This is a genomic window from Rhodobacter sp. P1_C2, from assembly GCF_056406375.1.
On the sequence record NZ_JBFUAG010000003.1, the window covers coordinates 1 to 13082 of the forward strand.

Below are 13082 nucleotides of genomic sequence, written 5' to 3' on the forward strand. Positions count from 1 at the left end.
CCGGCGTGGCCGGGGCAGTCGACGTGGGCGTAGTGACGGCTCTCGGTCTCGTATTCGACGTGGGCGGTCGAGATGGTGATGCCGCGGGCCCGCTCTTCCGGCGCGCCGTCGATCTGGTCGTAAGCGCGGAATTCGCCGAAATACTTGGTGATCGCAGCGGTCAGCGTCGTCTTGCCGTGGTCAACGTGGCCGATCGTGCCGATGTTGACGTGCGGCTTGTTCCGTTCAAACTTTGCCTTACCCATTTGGGGTGCCCTCGGATTGGGGGGGCCGCAGGGACCCCGATTTCCACGCGCGGCGACTTAAGCCGGAAGCGAGGGAAAATCAAGGCCAGACGGCAGCCGCGCCGTTACGGCAGGCTCGGCCCCAGAAGCAGCAAGGGCGAGATGTCTGCCGGTTTCGGCGGAAGTTTCGACGCCGGCAGCTTCGGCGGGGCCGGCTTGACCGGTGCCGGGGTCACCGTCGTGGCGACCGGGGCCGGGGTCACCGCCGGGACGGGCGGCGGCGCGGTCGCCGTCGCGGTCGGGTTCGCCACCTGTTCGGGGGTCAGACCCAGCCATTCGGGATGCTCCAGCATGTAGTTCTGCACCATCTTGGCCGCGTTGAAGGCCAGCTTCTTCATCTGCTGGTCCTTGCTTTGCGTCCAGCCCGAGCCGATCACGCTTTCGGCCGAGACGCCCTCGACATAGGTCATCCGCTTGCCGCCCTTGACCAGCAGTTCCTGCTTGGCGTCGTCCCAGACGTTGACGGTGAAGATGAGCGCCGAATGCGGGCTGGCCACGACCGGCACGCCGGGGGGCGCCAGAAGATAACCGTCGATCGAGATGCCGAAGTCAAAGAGCTTGTCGCCCGAATAGCTGCCGAAGCGGTCGGCCATCGCCTTGGTCATGACTTCCTTCCATTCCTCGGGCTTGGCCTGGCGCGAGATCGGCAGGGTCTGCGCCGTATCGGCGACCACGATGTTCAGCCCGAGGGCAAAATTCCCCATCGGCCGCGGCGGTTCCCCCGCATCATGGGCATCGCAGGCAGCCAGCAGGAAAAGTCCGCAAAGGACCAGAAGAGGGCGCAACATGCGAGGCAGGGTCATGGTCGGGCAAGGCTCCTTGGCGCCGGTCTCCCTCGGGGGGTCCTCGGGGGTCCTTTCCGAGATAGCGGCGGCTCGGCCACTTGGCAACTGGCGCGCGGTTGGACGCAGATGATATCGGCGCTATATCGTTGCAAGACCCGGGCCCCGGTTCAGGAGACGCGATGGGACATCAGGACAAGATCGAGGCGGCGCTTCCGGTCCGTGTGCCGCTACACACCCAGCCCCTGGGCATCTGGGGCTCGCTTCAGGCCGGGCGTCGCAATGTGCTGGAGCTGATCCCCGAGATCGCGACCCGCGTGCCGATCCTGTCGGGCACCACCGGCAAACGCTGGCATATGGTGATGGACCCCGAGGCGCTCCACATCATCTTGCGGGAAAGGGTGGCGGATTACCCCAAATCGCTTGTCACCAAGCTGATCCTCGGCCCGGCCATCGGCGATTCCCTTTTCGTGGCCGAGGGGGCGGAATGGCTCTGGCAGCGGCGCACCGCCGCCCCGGTCTTCTCGCACCGCAACATCGCGGCCCTGGCCCCGGTGATGAGCGCCGCCGCCACCCGCGCCGCCGCCCGCTTCGATGCCGCCGCGGGCCGCGCCATCGACGCCTTCGAGGAGATGGTGGCCGCCACGTTCGAGGTGATCTCGGACGTGACCTTTTCCGGCGGCGAGGGCTTTGACCGCGCCGGGGTGCATCAGGCGATCGAGGATTACATCAGCAAGACGGCGCGGATTTCCCTGCTCGACATCCTCGGCGCGCCCGCTTGGGTGCCGCGTCCGGGGCGGATGTTCTCCGGTCCGGCGCTCCGCCAGATGAAGGCGATGGCCGACACCTCGATCGACCAGCGCCGCCACCGGCCCGCAACCGGGGTGCCCGACCTTCTGGACCTGCTCATGGCCGGGGAGGACCCGGCGTCCGGCCGCAAGATGGATGTGGACGAGCTGCGCGACAACCTTCTGACCTTCATCGTCGCCGGGCACGAGACCACGGCCCTGACCCTCGCCTGGTCGCTGTACCTCTGCGCCTTTGATCCCAAGGTGCAGGACGCCGCCCGGGCCGAGGCGCAGGCGGCGCTCGGCGCGCGTCCCGCCACGGCGGCTGATCTGCCCGCCCTGCCGCTGATCCGCCGCATCGTGGACGAGGCCCTGCGGCTGTACCCGCCCGCCGCCTTCCTGTCGCGCACCGCGCAGAAGGCCGACACGCTTTGCGGCCGCGAGATCCGGCCGGGCGACACGGTGATCCTGCCGATCTATGCGCTGCACCGCCACCAGGTCTATTGGAAGAACCCGGATGCCTTTGACCCGGAACGCTTTTCCGACCCCAAAGCCATCCCGCGCTTTACCTATCTGCCCTTCGGCGACGGGCCGCGCGTCTGCATCGGAGCCTCTTTCGCCCTGCAGGAGGCGGTGATCATCCTGGCCACATTGCTCGCCCGTTTCCGCTTTGCCCCGCTGCCGGGCAAGGCGCCGCGGCCGGTGATGATCCTGACCCTTCGCCCCGAAGGCGGCGTCTGGCTGCAGGTGGAGCGCGCCTAAGGGCCGAACCGATTGCCCAAGTAAAACCCTTGGGCAATCTTGACCTTGGTCGGGATCGCGGTCTATTCTGACAATAATACTAGGTAATAGGACCCGCCATGACCCGCCGCCCTTCCGAACCCCGCGCCACCAAACCGCGCCGCTGGACCAGCCTCGCCGTCGCTTCGGTGACGCTTGCCGTGGCGCCGGCCATGGCCCAGGTGCACCGCCCCGCGCCGATCACCCTGGCCATGCCCGGAGAGGTCAGCAGCGCGCGGCTCTGGCTGGCGCAGGCCGAGGGTGGCGAGTCGGGCGAGGCCGGGCTGACCGATGAGGCGACCCCCGAGGCGGCGGTTCTGGCCGAGCTGATGGTGGTCGAAGGCCATATGCTGGCCGCCCGCGACCTTTACGAAAAGGGCCAGAAGGACCTGGCGGTCGAACTCTCGCGCCACCCGAAAGAGGAGGGCACGCTCGACACCCTCGGCAAGGAAATGGAGGCCAAGCAGGCCGCCGACATGGCCGCCGCGAGCGAGGCCTTCTCGGAAACCATGGCCAAGGGCGCGTCACAAACCGAGGTGGATCAATCACTTACCGCCCTCACCCAGGTGTTCAACGGCATCGCCGCCACTCATGCCTCCGAGATCCGCGCGCGGTTCGATGCGGTGACCCTGCTGCTGAAAGCCGCGGCCGGGGAATATGAGGGCAGCCTCAAGGATGGCGCGGTCGAGGATGTGATGGCCTGGCACGAGGCGCGCTCTTTCGTGACCCTCGCCCGCGAGGCTTTGCAGGATCTGGCCGCGACGCCGAAATGGACCGCCGCCGCCAACAAGGCCCTTGCCGCAACGCGCGAGGCCGATGCCGCCTTTGGCGACCCGATGGCAGAAACCCTTCTGGCCGGCGATCCGCAGATCCTGCTGGGGGTCGCGGCGCGGGTGGAGCTTGTCTCCTCCTCCGTCAGGTAACTCTATGATCGTCATAGAGAATATCCTGTCCACCGCCGAGGTTACGGCCCTGCGCGAGGCTGCGGGCGGGCTGAGCTTCGGCGATGGGCGGGCGACGGCGGGGCGGCATGCGGCGCTGGTCAAGGCCAATGACCAGGCCCTGCCCGGCCCCGCCCTCGACGGCATCCTGTCCAAGGTCGAAAAGGCGCTGGCGGTGAACCCGCTGTTCCGCTCGGCCGCGCGGCCCAAGGCGATGACGCGGCTGATCCTGTCGCGCTATCGGCGGGGCCAGACCTATGGCCTCCATGTCGATGACGCCCTGATGCAGGGGCTGCGCACCGACCTGTCCTTCACGCTTTTCCTTTCCGATCCCGAGACTTACGACGGCGGCGCCCTGATCATCGAGGACCGTTTCGAAGCCCGCGCCATCAAGCTCGACCCCGGCGAGCTGATCCTTTACCCCGCCACCACCCTGCACCGCGTGGAGGAAGTCACCCGGGGCGAGCGGCTGGCCGTGGTCGGCTGGGTGCAAAGCGTGATCCGCGACCCGGGCCAGCGCGAGATCCTCTTCGACCTTGACCAGGCGGTGGAGGCCTCTTTTGCCGCCGAGGGCAAGAGCGCGCAGTTCGACCGTCTGACCAAGACCCGCAGCAACCTGCTGCGGATGTGGGCCGAGGTCTAAGCCCTTCAGAACGCTGTCTTAACGGCACAGATGCGGGGCAAGACCCGCGTCTTGAAGGCGTCTTGCCCCTGTCTTCCTTTGGTCTCTACGCGCGGCGCTTGCAGGGCTTGTTAACCATGCCACGCCGACTCACAGCACAAGGAAATCGGTCGCCTGAAGGTCGAGGCCCGCCTTCACCTGAACCAGCGCAATCGCCGCCGCCGCGCCGCTGCCGTCGCTGTCATAGGACACCCAGCCCGAGGTCCGGTCGTAAAGCACCACCTGATCGGCCGTGGTGGCAGCACCACTGGCGAAGTGGCTGGCGTCGAGCACCCCGGCAGCACCCAGACCGCCGATGACCTTGGCGGAGAGGGCGATCTGGTCCTGCCCGCGGGTGAAATCGGTGATCCGGTCGGAATCCGCCGCCCGCACCGCCGTGTTGAAGACGAATTGATCGCGGCCACTGCCGCCGGTCAGCACATCATGCCCGACGCTGCCGAACAGGCTGTCGGTGCCGACGCCGCCATCGAGCGAATCCGCTCCATAGCCACCCGACAGGCGGTCATCGCCGTAATTGCCGATCAGCGTGTCATTGCCGCCATTGCCGAAGAGGAGGTCCTTGCCGCCACCGCCCGCCAGCACATCGCCATTGCGCGTCCCGATGATCTGATCGCTGCCACGGGTCAGATAGCTGAGAAGATTGGCCCAATCCCCTGACGCGATGATGTCGAAGAAGGTCCCGATATCCGAGTTCAGCTGCGTGGCCGTCGCGGAATAGACCCGGCCCGCGTTATCGACGACCTGCTCGCTCATGCCCCACAGCTGCCCGGCGGTCACGTCGACGATCAGGTCTCCCGATTTCTGCACCACAAAACCCGAGCCGGTGAGGGTGAAGGTGTCGGTGATGATGCCGTTGGTTTCGCTCCAGACGATTTTTGTCGTGGAGATCGAGACGGGGACGAAGGCCAGAAGGTTGCCCAGATCGAAACCGTCGGCCAGGTAAGCGCCAGAGCCGCCCGGCGGATTATCGAAGATGTATTTCGCCATGAAAAAGCCGCTCCACTCGCTACCAGACAAGACTGGCCGCGACAGTGCTGGTCCGGTCGCGCCCCGTCAAGCCTTGGTCAGTTGAAGCGGTTGTCGCGGGGGAAGCCGCGCGGGGCCATGGCGCCTGATCCGGCCCGGTTGCCGACCCACATCCGCAGGTCGGTCTCGGTCCTCGTCCGTCCGGCGGGGTCCTTCCATGACAGGCCCTGCGCCAGCACGAAGGTCGTGGCATCCGACAGGCCGCCGTCCTTGTACTTCTGCAGCCGCACGCCCTTGCCCTTGGTCATCTCGGGCACCTGGACCAGCGGGAAGATCAGCACCTTGCGGTTTTCCCCCACCACGGCGACATGATCGCCGGTGATCCGATGGCAGACGGCGGTCTTCACCCCTTCGGCCACGGTCAGGACCTGTTTGCCGGCCTTGGTCTGGGCCAGAACCTCGTCGGAGTTCACGACGAACCCATCCCCGGCGGTGGAGGCCAGAAGCAGCTTCTCGCCCGGGCGGAAGATCATCAGATCGACGATCGCGGTGTCGTTGGGCAGATCGACCATCAGGCGCACCGGTTCGCCCATGCCGCGCCCGCCGGGCAGGTTCACGCCCATCAGGGTGTAGAAACGGCCATTGGCGGCGACGATCAGGATCTTGTCGGTCGTCTCGGCATGGAAGGCGAAACGCGGGCCGTCGCCGTCCTTGAACTTCTGTTCGAGGCTGAGGTCGGCATGACCCTTCAGCGCCCTGATCCAGCCCATTTGGCTGCAGATCACGGTGATCGGCTCGCGCTCGATCATCGATTCGGCGGTGATTTCGATGGTCTCGCCCGCCTCGGCAAAGGTGGTGCGGCGGCGGCCGGCCTTGGTGTCCTTGCCGAAGGCCTTGCGGATCTCCTCCAGCTCGGTCCCGATGCGCTGCCATTGGGCGACGTCCGACGCGAGGAGTGCGGCCAGCTCGGCGCGTTCGGCGATCAGGGCGTCGCGTTCGGCGATCAGCTCCATCTCTTCCAGACGGCGCAGGCTGCGCAGGCGCATGTTCAGGATGGCTTCGGCCTGAACCTCGTTCAGCTGGCCCTGGCCTGCGGGCGGCGGGACATAGTCGCGCTCGGAGGTGGCGCGCTTGTGCTTCTTGTCCCAGTTCTCGGCCATGAGGGCGCGCTTGGGGTCGTCATCATAGCGGATGATGTCGATCACGCGGTCGAGGTTGAGGAAGGTGATCAGGAAGCCGGCGAGGATTTCCAACCGCGCGTCGATCTTGTCGACCCGGTGCTGCGAGCGGCGTTTCAAAACGTCGCGGCGGTGGTCGAGGAAGGCGCGCAGCACCTCTTTGAGCGAGCAGACCCGCGGCACCTTGCCGTCGATCAGCACGTTCATGTTGAGCGAGAAGCGGCTTTCCAGTTCCGAATTGCGGAAGAGGGCGGCCATCAGCTGGTCAGGCTCCACCGTGCGCGAGCGCGGTTCGAGGATGATGCGGATGTCGTCGGCAGATTCGTCGCGGACATCGGCGAGGAGCGGGACCTTCTTGAGGTTCACCAGTTCGGCCAGACGCTCGATCAGCTTGGATTTGGCGACCTGATAGGGGATCTCGGTGACGACGATCTGCCACATGCCGCGGCCGAGGTCCTCGATCTCCCATCTTGCGCGGGTGCGGAAGGAGCCGCGGCCGGTGCGATAGGCGTCAAGGATGGTGGAGCGGTCCTCGACGATGACGCCGCCGGTCGGGAAATCGGGGCCGGGGATCAGGGCCACCAGCTGGTCATCGGTGGTGTCGGGGTCGCGGAGGAGCGCGTGGCAGCCGAGGATCAGCTCGTCCAGGTTATGTGGCGGGATATTGGTCGCCATGCCGACGGCGATGCCCGAGGAGCCATTGGCCAGAAGGTTCGGGAAGGCGGCGGGCATCACCACCGGCTCTTCCAGCGTGCCGTCGTAATTCGGGCGGAAGTCGACGGCGTTTTCGGCCAGGCCTTCCATCAGGGCCTCGGCCACGGCGGTCAGGCGGGCTTCGGTGTAGCGGGCGGCGGCGGGGTTGTCGCCGTCGATGTTGCCGAAATTGCCCTGGCCATCGACCAGGGGGTAGCGCACGTTGAAGTCCTGGGCGAGGCGCGCCATCGCATCATAAATTGCAGCATCGCCATGGGGGTGATAGTTTCCCATCACATCGCCAGAAATTTTTGCCGACTTGCGGAACCCACCGGTCGATGAAAGCCTTAACTCCCGCATAGCATAGAGAATGCGGCGGTGGACGGGCTTCAGACCATCGCGCGCATCAGGGAGCGCACGGTGCATGATCGTCGACAGGGCATAGGTCAGATAGCGTTCGCCGATCGCGCGGGCCAGAGGCTCGCTGCGCAGGGCAGGAAGGGCGGCGTCAGGGAGTGCCGCCTCGGGGAGATCGTCTTCGGGCGTATCGGACATGCGCTTTCTGTAGTGCGCTGCGGCCAAGGGGTCCAGTGCGATTTCACGGGCGAGGCCGGGCTGCGGCCCCGGCCAAGCCAAGTCAGCCCCTTTGCGGGCGTCCCGTGCCTCGTGCACGGCAAGAACTGATCAAGGGCCCTATCATGTTTCGTCTTCTCTTCTGTCTTGCGGCCTTCCTTTATGGCGCTCTCTGGTTTCTGGGGGCGGATCACGGGCAATATATCCACCCGCCCCGCCCAGAGGCGGAGGTCGCCGCGGCAAAGCCCGCCGAACGCCAGGTCTTCGTGCCGGCCAAATCCACCACCGGCCTGCCGGCGGGGGCGACCCCGGTTGAGGCCGCCGCGGCCCTGCCCGCCGTCGTGCCGGCCCTGCAGCCGGCAGCCGACCGCGCAACGGGCAGCGCACAGGATGACGCGGTGACGCCGACCGGCGTTTCGCTGTCCCTGCCGCAGCCGTCGACCGAGATGAAGGTGATCCGCCTGATGCGCGCCCCCGCCGGGGCCACGGTGCGCGGCGGGCCGGGCACCAGCTTTGCCAAGCTCGGCACGCTGAAGGCGGGCTTCGTGGTGATGGTGGTGGACGAAACCTCGGCCCCCGGCTGGACAAGGATCCGGACCGACGACGGCGGCGAGGCCTGGGTGGCGGCGAGCCTCTTGCGGGAATAGCGGTTGGCGCGGCGCGGACATCTGCTAGACCTGCCGCGTTGCAGCGCAAAGGCAGGGACCACGATGGACCGCACGATCCTGATCACCGGATGCTCCTCTGGCATCGGTTATGACGCAGCCCATGGCCTGAAGGCGCGCGGCTGGCGCGTCTTTGCCACCTGCCGCAAGCCGGAGGACGCTGCCCGGCTGCAGGGCGAGGGGCTGGAAAGCTTCGTGCTGGATTATGCCGATGAGGCGAGTGTGAGTGCGGCGGTGGCCGAGGTGGCCGCGCGCACCGGCGGCAAGCTCGACGCCCTTTTCAACAACGGCGCCTTTGCCTGCCCCGGTCTGGTCGAGGACCTGCCACGGGGCGCCCTGCGGTCGATCTTCGAGGTCAACCTCTTTGGCCAGCATGACCTGACCCGGCAGGTGATCCCCCTGTTGCGGGCGGCGGGGGGCGGGCGGATCGTCAACTGCTCCTCGGTGCTGGGGATCGTGGGGGCGGAGTGGCGCGGCGCCTATGTGGCGACGAAATTCGCGCTGGAAGGCTTGAGCGATGTGATGCGGCTGGAGATGCGCGATCAGGGGATCAAGGTGATCCTGATCGAGCCGGGGCCGATCGGCACCAGGATCCGCGAAAACGCCATTCCGCATTTCGAACGCTGGATCGACTGGCAAGGCTCGGTCCGCACGGCGCATTACGCCAAGCTGCGCGACAGGCTTTATGCGGCGGGCGGACCCGATCGGTTTCAGCTGACGCCTGCGGCGGTGACCAAGGCGCTCATCCATGCGGTGGAGGCGCGCCGGCCCCGGGCGCGCTATGCGGTGACGGTGCCGACCCGGATTGCCGGGCTGGCGCGCAGGCTGCTTCCGACGCGGATGCTCGACTGGGTGGTGGCCAAGGGGTGAGGTTTGGAAGATGGGCAGATTGCCCATCCTACCGGACAGGGCGTGCTTTTGGGCAGGCCGGGTCAGGGGTCGAGGAAGGTGCCGAGGATCGCGGCGAAGAGCGCCGGGTTTTCCAGATGGACGTTGTGGGCGACATTGGGCACCACGGCGAGATCGGCGCCGGGGATGCCGCGCCAGAGCGCCTCGGGCTGGGACCAGGGGTAGGAGCGGTCGCGGCTGCCCCAGATCACCAGGGTGCGGGTCGTGATCTGCGCCAGGGCGGCGCGGCCGTCCCAGGTCTCCCAGGCGCTCAGGCTGGCGAGGGCGGCTTGCAGCGTGGTCTGGCGGCCCATGGCGAGGCAGAGCGGGAAGGCCTCGGCCGCCTCGCCCTGCAGGAACCAGGTCGCGGCGATGCGGTGGGCGGTGGGGGCGACGCCTTCGGCCAGAAAGCGGTCGCGCGATTGGGCGATGGTCTCGAACCGTCCGGGCAGCAGGCCTTGCGGGCCGGTGCCGTAAAGGATGAGGCTGCGCAGGCGCTGGGGCGCGAGGCGGGCGATTTCCTGCACCACCATGCCGCCCATCGAATGGCCGAGAAGGTCGAACTCCGCCACGCCGAGGCGGTCGAGCAGGTCGAGGACCAGCTCTGCATGGCCGGTGATCGTCGCGGGCGCCTGAAGTGCTGCACTGGCGCCGAAGCCGGCGAGGTCGGGGCAGATCACGTCATGGCTGGCGCTGAAGGTCGCGAGCTCGCGCGTCCAGATCGCGCTGCCGGCGAGGTAGCCATGGACCAGAACCAGGCTTGGCCCGCTGCCGCGTCTTTGGAAGGCGAGGCCGGTCATGATGCCAGGTCGGGGGCGGCCAGATCGGGAGTGGCCAAGTCGCTGGCGGTCAGATCGAAGACCTCACCGGGGAAGAACTTGGCCAGACGGATGTCGGCGGAGCGGGCGTGGCCCTCCATCCCCTCCAGCCGCGAGATGCGGGCGGTGGCCTCGGCCAGCGGGCGGGCGGCGGCGCGGGTGGCGCGTTGCCAGGTGACGGTCTTCATGAACTTGTGGATCGAGAGGCCGCCGGTATAGCGCGCAGCACCCGACGTCGGCAGGACGTGGTTGGGGCCGGAGGTCTTGTCGCCAAAGGCCACGGTCGTCTCCTCCCCCAAAAACAGCGAGCCATAGGAGCGCAGGCGGCCCAGCCACCAGTCGAGATCGCGGGCCTGGATATGCAAATGTTCGGGGGCGAAATGGTCGGCGACCTGGGCCATTTCCTCGGCGCTGTCGCAGAGGATGACCTCGGCGAAATCGGCCCAGGCGGCGCGGGCGCTGTCGCGGTTGAGCTTGGGCAAAGCCTCGATCAGCCGGGGCACCAGGCCCACAACCTGGGCGGCCAGCGCGGCATCGGAGGTGACCAGCCAGACCGGGGAGTTGTAGCCATGCTCGGCCTGGCCGACGAGGTCATAGGCCACCATCTCGGCATCGGCGCCGGAATCGGCCACCACCATGCTGTCGGTGGGGCCGGCGAACATGTCGATGCCGACCTGGCCGTAAAGGATGCGCTTGGCCTCGGCGACATACTGGTTGCCGGGGCCGACGAGGATATCGGCCTTGGGCAGGCCGAAGAGACCGTTCGCCATGGCGGCCACGCCCTGCACGCCGCCCATGTTCAGGATCACATCCGCGCCGCAAAGGTCCATCGCATAGAGGATCGCGGGCGGGATGCCCTGGCCGGGACGCGGCGGCGAGCAGGCGGCGATATGGGGGACGCCTGCCACCTTGGCGGTGGTGATCGTCATGATGGCGCTGGCCACATGGCTGTAACGCCCGCCCGGCACATAGCAGCCCGCGGCCGAGACCGGGATCTGCTTTTGCCCCGCCATCAGGCCCGGCAGGATCTCCACCGTGCAATCGGTGACGGTGGCGCGCTGCGCCTCGGCAAAGCGGCGGACGTTGTCATGGGCAAAGCGGATATCGGCCTTCAGCCTTTCGGGCACCTGGGCCGCGGCGGCACGCAGCACCTCGGGCGAGGCCACGATCTCGCCCTCCCAGCCGTCCAGATCGCGGGCGAAGCGGCGGGCGGCCTCCTCGCCCTCGGCGGCGATCTGGGCCAGCATGGAGGCTACGACGGCGCGCACGTCTTCCTGGCCCGTCTCGGCAGTCCGACCGGCTTTCTTGAGGTAAATCATGGGTTTGGCTTTCCGGTTACATGCGGCCCTTCCAGGGCACGAGGCGGCGCTCGACAAAGCGCATCAAAAGGTCGAAGGCGAAGGCGATGATGGCGATCACGAAGATGCCCATGATCACCACCGGGGTTTGCAGGAACTGGCTGGCCGACAGCACCATGTAGCCAAGGCCCTTGGTGGCGGCGACCATCTCGGCCGCAACCAGGGTGGTCCAGCCGAAACCGATGCCGATGCGCATGGCGGTCAGGATCTCGGGCAGGGCCGAGGGCATGATGACATAGCGCATCACCTGCCAGCGGGTGGCGCCGAAGGAATAGGCGGCGTGGATCTGTTCGATCGCCGCCGATTTCACGCCCGAGCGCGCGCCGAGCACGACCGGGGCAAAGACCGAGAGGAAGATCAGCAGCACCTTCGAGGTCTCGCCGATGCCGAACCAGATGATCATCAGGGGCAGATAGGCCAAGGGCGGGATCGGGCGGTAGAACTCGATCGGCGGGTCGAAGAGGCCGCGCATCAGGGGGCTCATGCCCATGGCGAGGCCGAGCGGCAGGCCGATCACGCAGGCCAGAAGGAAGGCGCCGAAGACGCGCAGGGTGGAGATGGTCAGATGGTCCAGAAACGGCGTGCCGGTGAAGCCGGTGTTCCAGATCGCGATGAACTTGGTGACGATGGCCATCGGCGCCGGCACGAAGAGCGGCTTGACCCAGCCCATATAGGTGACCAGCCACCAGACGAAGAAGAACAGCGCGATCGAGAAGGCCGAAAGCCAGAGCGAGCTGCCCTGCCCCGGCACGCCGTAGATCTCGCCCGGTTTGGTGGGCCTTGCGCGCGAGACGCGGGCCCAGAGGCCGGGGGCCTTCTGCAGGATGGGTTGGTCGGTCATGCCACGGCCTCCTCATCGGCGAAAATGATCTTCAGCACCTCTTCCCGCATCGCGATGAACTCGGGCGAGGCCTTGACCTGCCGCGCCGGCATCCCGTCGAGAAAGCGGCGCGAGAAGGGCAGGTCGAACAGATGGGTGATCCGGCCCGGGCGCGGCGACATGACGACCAGCTTGGTGCCCATGAACAGCGCCTCTTCGACGCTGTGGGTGATGAAGAAGATCGACTTCGCGGTGTCGTTCCAGATGTTCAGGATCAGCTCCTGCGCCTTTTCCCGCGTCAGGGCATCAAGCGCGCCAAGGGGTTCATCCATCAAGAGGATCTTCGGGTCGCAGGTCAGCGCCCGGGCAATGCCGACGCGCTGCTGCATCCCCCCCGACAGCTTGTAGACGGGCGAGTTCTGGAAGCCGTCCAGCCCCAGAAGGCCCACGAATTTATTGGCGACCTCGTGGCGCCTGGCCTTGCCGATGCCCTGGATCTGCAGGCCGAAAGCCACGTTGTCCAGCACGTTCAGCCAGGGCAGCAGCGCGTGTTTCTGAAACACCACGGCACGGTCGGCACCGGGGCCCGCGACATGCTGGCCGTCCAGCGTCAGCGCGCCCGAAGAGGGCGAGAGAAACCCCGCGATCAGGTTCAGCAGCGTCGATTTCCCGCAGCCCGAGGCGCCCAGCGCCACGACGAATTCGCCCTCGGCAATTTCCAGGTCGATCTTGCTCAGCGCGGAGACCGGCGGGCGGCCGTCCGCTGCCGGATAGACAACCGAAACACTGTCGATTTTCAGCGCCATGAGCCGCTTTCCCTTTCAGATGGTCTCCCTGCCCGGGCGGTCCCGGGCAGGGCAAATGGC

Annotated in this window: 13 protein-coding genes; 5 read left to right on the plus strand and 8 right to left on the minus strand. The window is 67.1% G+C overall.

What is annotated here, in order from left to right:
- Both AC1DZT_RS05015 and AC1DZT_RS05020 read right to left on the minus strand, forming a co-directional pair.
- Nucleotides 1–245: GTP-binding protein (locus AC1DZT_RS05015; protein WP_478005516.1), on the minus strand; the 245-nt coding region annotated here is incomplete at its 3' end.
- Between the two features lie 104 nt (nt 246–349).
- On the minus strand, nt 350–1087 hold the full coding sequence (locus AC1DZT_RS05020; RefSeq protein ID WP_478005517.1) for a hypothetical protein: 738 nt from the start codon (nt 1085–1087) through the stop codon (nt 350–352).
- 161 nt (nt 1088–1248) lie between these two features.
- On the opposite strand from AC1DZT_RS05020, the gene AC1DZT_RS05025 reads away from it, so the two are divergent.
- The 3 genes from AC1DZT_RS05025 to AC1DZT_RS05035 all read left to right on the plus strand — a co-directional run bounded on the left by AC1DZT_RS05025 (nt 1249) and on the right by AC1DZT_RS05035 (nt 4218).
- Nucleotides 1249–2616: a cytochrome P450 gene (locus AC1DZT_RS05025; protein WP_478005518.1), complete on the plus strand. Its 1368-nt coding sequence runs from the start codon at nt 1249–1251 to the stop codon at nt 2614–2616.
- Between the two features lie 98 nt (nt 2617–2714).
- A complete protein-coding gene (locus AC1DZT_RS05030; RefSeq protein ID WP_478005519.1) occupies nt 2715–3557 on the plus strand; it encodes a hypothetical protein in 843 nt (280 codons plus the stop codon).
- A gap of 4 nt (nt 3558–3561) precedes the next feature.
- Nucleotides 3562–4218 (plus strand): Fe2+-dependent dioxygenase, encoded by a 657-nt coding sequence (locus AC1DZT_RS05035; RefSeq protein ID WP_478005520.1) that lies wholly within the window; start codon nt 3562–3564, stop codon nt 4216–4218.
- 129 nt (nt 4219–4347) lie between these two features.
- Here the strand turns inward: AC1DZT_RS05035 and AC1DZT_RS05040 are convergent, their stop codons facing one another.
- Nucleotides 4348–5244 (minus strand): calcium-binding protein, encoded by an 897-nt coding sequence (locus tag AC1DZT_RS05040; RefSeq protein WP_478005521.1) that lies wholly within the window; start codon nt 5242–5244, stop codon nt 4348–4350.
- 77 nt (nt 5245–5321) lie between these two features.
- Nucleotides 5322–7649: a DNA topoisomerase IV subunit A gene (locus tag AC1DZT_RS05045; RefSeq protein ID WP_478005522.1), complete on the minus strand. Its 2328-nt coding sequence runs from the start codon at nt 7647–7649 to the stop codon at nt 5322–5324.
- 143 nt (nt 7650–7792) lie between these two features.
- Between AC1DZT_RS05045 and AC1DZT_RS05050 the strand changes: the two genes are divergently transcribed.
- Both AC1DZT_RS05050 and AC1DZT_RS05055 read left to right on the plus strand, forming a co-directional pair.
- Nucleotides 7793–8314, plus strand: coding sequence for an SH3 domain-containing protein (locus tag AC1DZT_RS05050; protein ID WP_478005523.1), 522 nt, complete (start codon nt 7793–7795; stop codon nt 8312–8314).
- A gap of 63 nt (nt 8315–8377) precedes the next feature.
- Nucleotides 8378–9202 carry an SDR family NAD(P)-dependent oxidoreductase gene (locus AC1DZT_RS05055; protein ID WP_478005524.1) on the plus strand — a complete coding sequence of 275 codons (825 nt, stop codon included), beginning with the start codon at nt 8378–8380 and terminating at the stop codon, nt 9200–9202.
- A 62-nt stretch (nt 9203–9264) separates the two neighbouring features.
- On the opposite strand, the gene AC1DZT_RS05060 is transcribed toward AC1DZT_RS05055, so the two are convergent.
- The 4 genes from AC1DZT_RS05060 to AC1DZT_RS05075 are packed head-to-tail and all read right to left on the minus strand — an operon-like array spanning nt 9265 to nt 13022.
- The gene (locus AC1DZT_RS05060; RefSeq protein WP_478005525.1) at nt 9265–10020 is read right to left on the minus strand and encodes an alpha/beta fold hydrolase; all 756 of its coding nucleotides are present in this window, start codon (nt 10018–10020) and stop codon (nt 9265–9267) included.
- The gene (hisD, locus tag AC1DZT_RS05065) at nt 10017–11357 is read right to left on the minus strand and encodes a histidinol dehydrogenase (protein ID WP_478005526.1); all 1341 of its coding nucleotides are present in this window, start codon (nt 11355–11357) and stop codon (nt 10017–10019) included. Before hisD ends, AC1DZT_RS05060 begins: the two co-directional genes overlap by 4 nt.
- A gap of 16 nt (nt 11358–11373) precedes the next feature.
- Nucleotides 11374–12237 carry an ABC transporter permease subunit gene (locus tag AC1DZT_RS05070; protein WP_478005527.1) on the minus strand — a complete coding sequence of 288 codons (864 nt, stop codon included), beginning with the start codon at nt 12235–12237 and terminating at the stop codon, nt 11374–11376.
- Nucleotides 12234–13022 (minus strand): taurine ABC transporter ATP-binding protein, encoded by a 789-nt coding sequence (locus AC1DZT_RS05075; RefSeq protein ID WP_478005528.1) that lies wholly within the window; start codon nt 13020–13022, stop codon nt 12234–12236. The genes AC1DZT_RS05070 and AC1DZT_RS05075 overlap by 4 nt, the downstream gene beginning before the upstream one ends.
- Nucleotides 13023–13082: the final 60 nt, after the last annotated feature.

Coding starts and splice junctions, on each gene's coding strand:
- AC1DZT_RS05025 (WP_478005518.1), top strand. CDS start 1,249: ATGGGACATCAGGACAAGATCGAGGCGGCGCTTCCGGTCCGTGTGCCG.
- AC1DZT_RS05020 (WP_478005517.1), bottom strand. CDS start 1,087: ATGACCCTGCCTCGCATGTTGCGCCCTCTTCTGGTCCTTTGCGGACTT.
- AC1DZT_RS05075 (WP_478005528.1), bottom strand. CDS start 13,022: ATGGCGCTGAAAATCGACAGTGTTTCGGTTGTCTATCCGGCAGCGGAC.
- AC1DZT_RS05070 (WP_478005527.1), bottom strand. CDS start 12,237: ATGACCGACCAACCCATCCTGCAGAAGGCCCCCGGCCTCTGGGCCCGC.
- AC1DZT_RS05060 (WP_478005525.1), bottom strand. CDS start 10,020: ATGACCGGCCTCGCCTTCCAAAGACGCGGCAGCGGGCCAAGCCTGGTT.
- AC1DZT_RS05040 (WP_478005521.1), bottom strand. CDS start 5,244: ATGGCGAAATACATCTTCGATAATCCGCCGGGCGGCTCTGGCGCTTAC.
- AC1DZT_RS05050 (WP_478005523.1), top strand. CDS start 7,793: ATGTTTCGTCTTCTCTTCTGTCTTGCGGCCTTCCTTTATGGCGCTCTC.
- AC1DZT_RS05035 (WP_478005520.1), top strand. CDS start 3,562: ATGATCGTCATAGAGAATATCCTGTCCACCGCCGAGGTTACGGCCCTG.
- hisD (WP_478005526.1), bottom strand. CDS start 11,357: ATGATTTACCTCAAGAAAGCCGGTCGGACTGCCGAGACGGGCCAGGAA.
- AC1DZT_RS05045 (WP_478005522.1), bottom strand. CDS start 7,649: ATGTCCGATACGCCCGAAGACGATCTCCCCGAGGCGGCACTCCCTGAC.
- AC1DZT_RS05030 (WP_478005519.1), top strand. CDS start 2,715: ATGACCCGCCGCCCTTCCGAACCCCGCGCCACCAAACCGCGCCGCTGG.
- AC1DZT_RS05055 (WP_478005524.1), top strand. CDS start 8,378: ATGGACCGCACGATCCTGATCACCGGATGCTCCTCTGGCATCGGTTAT.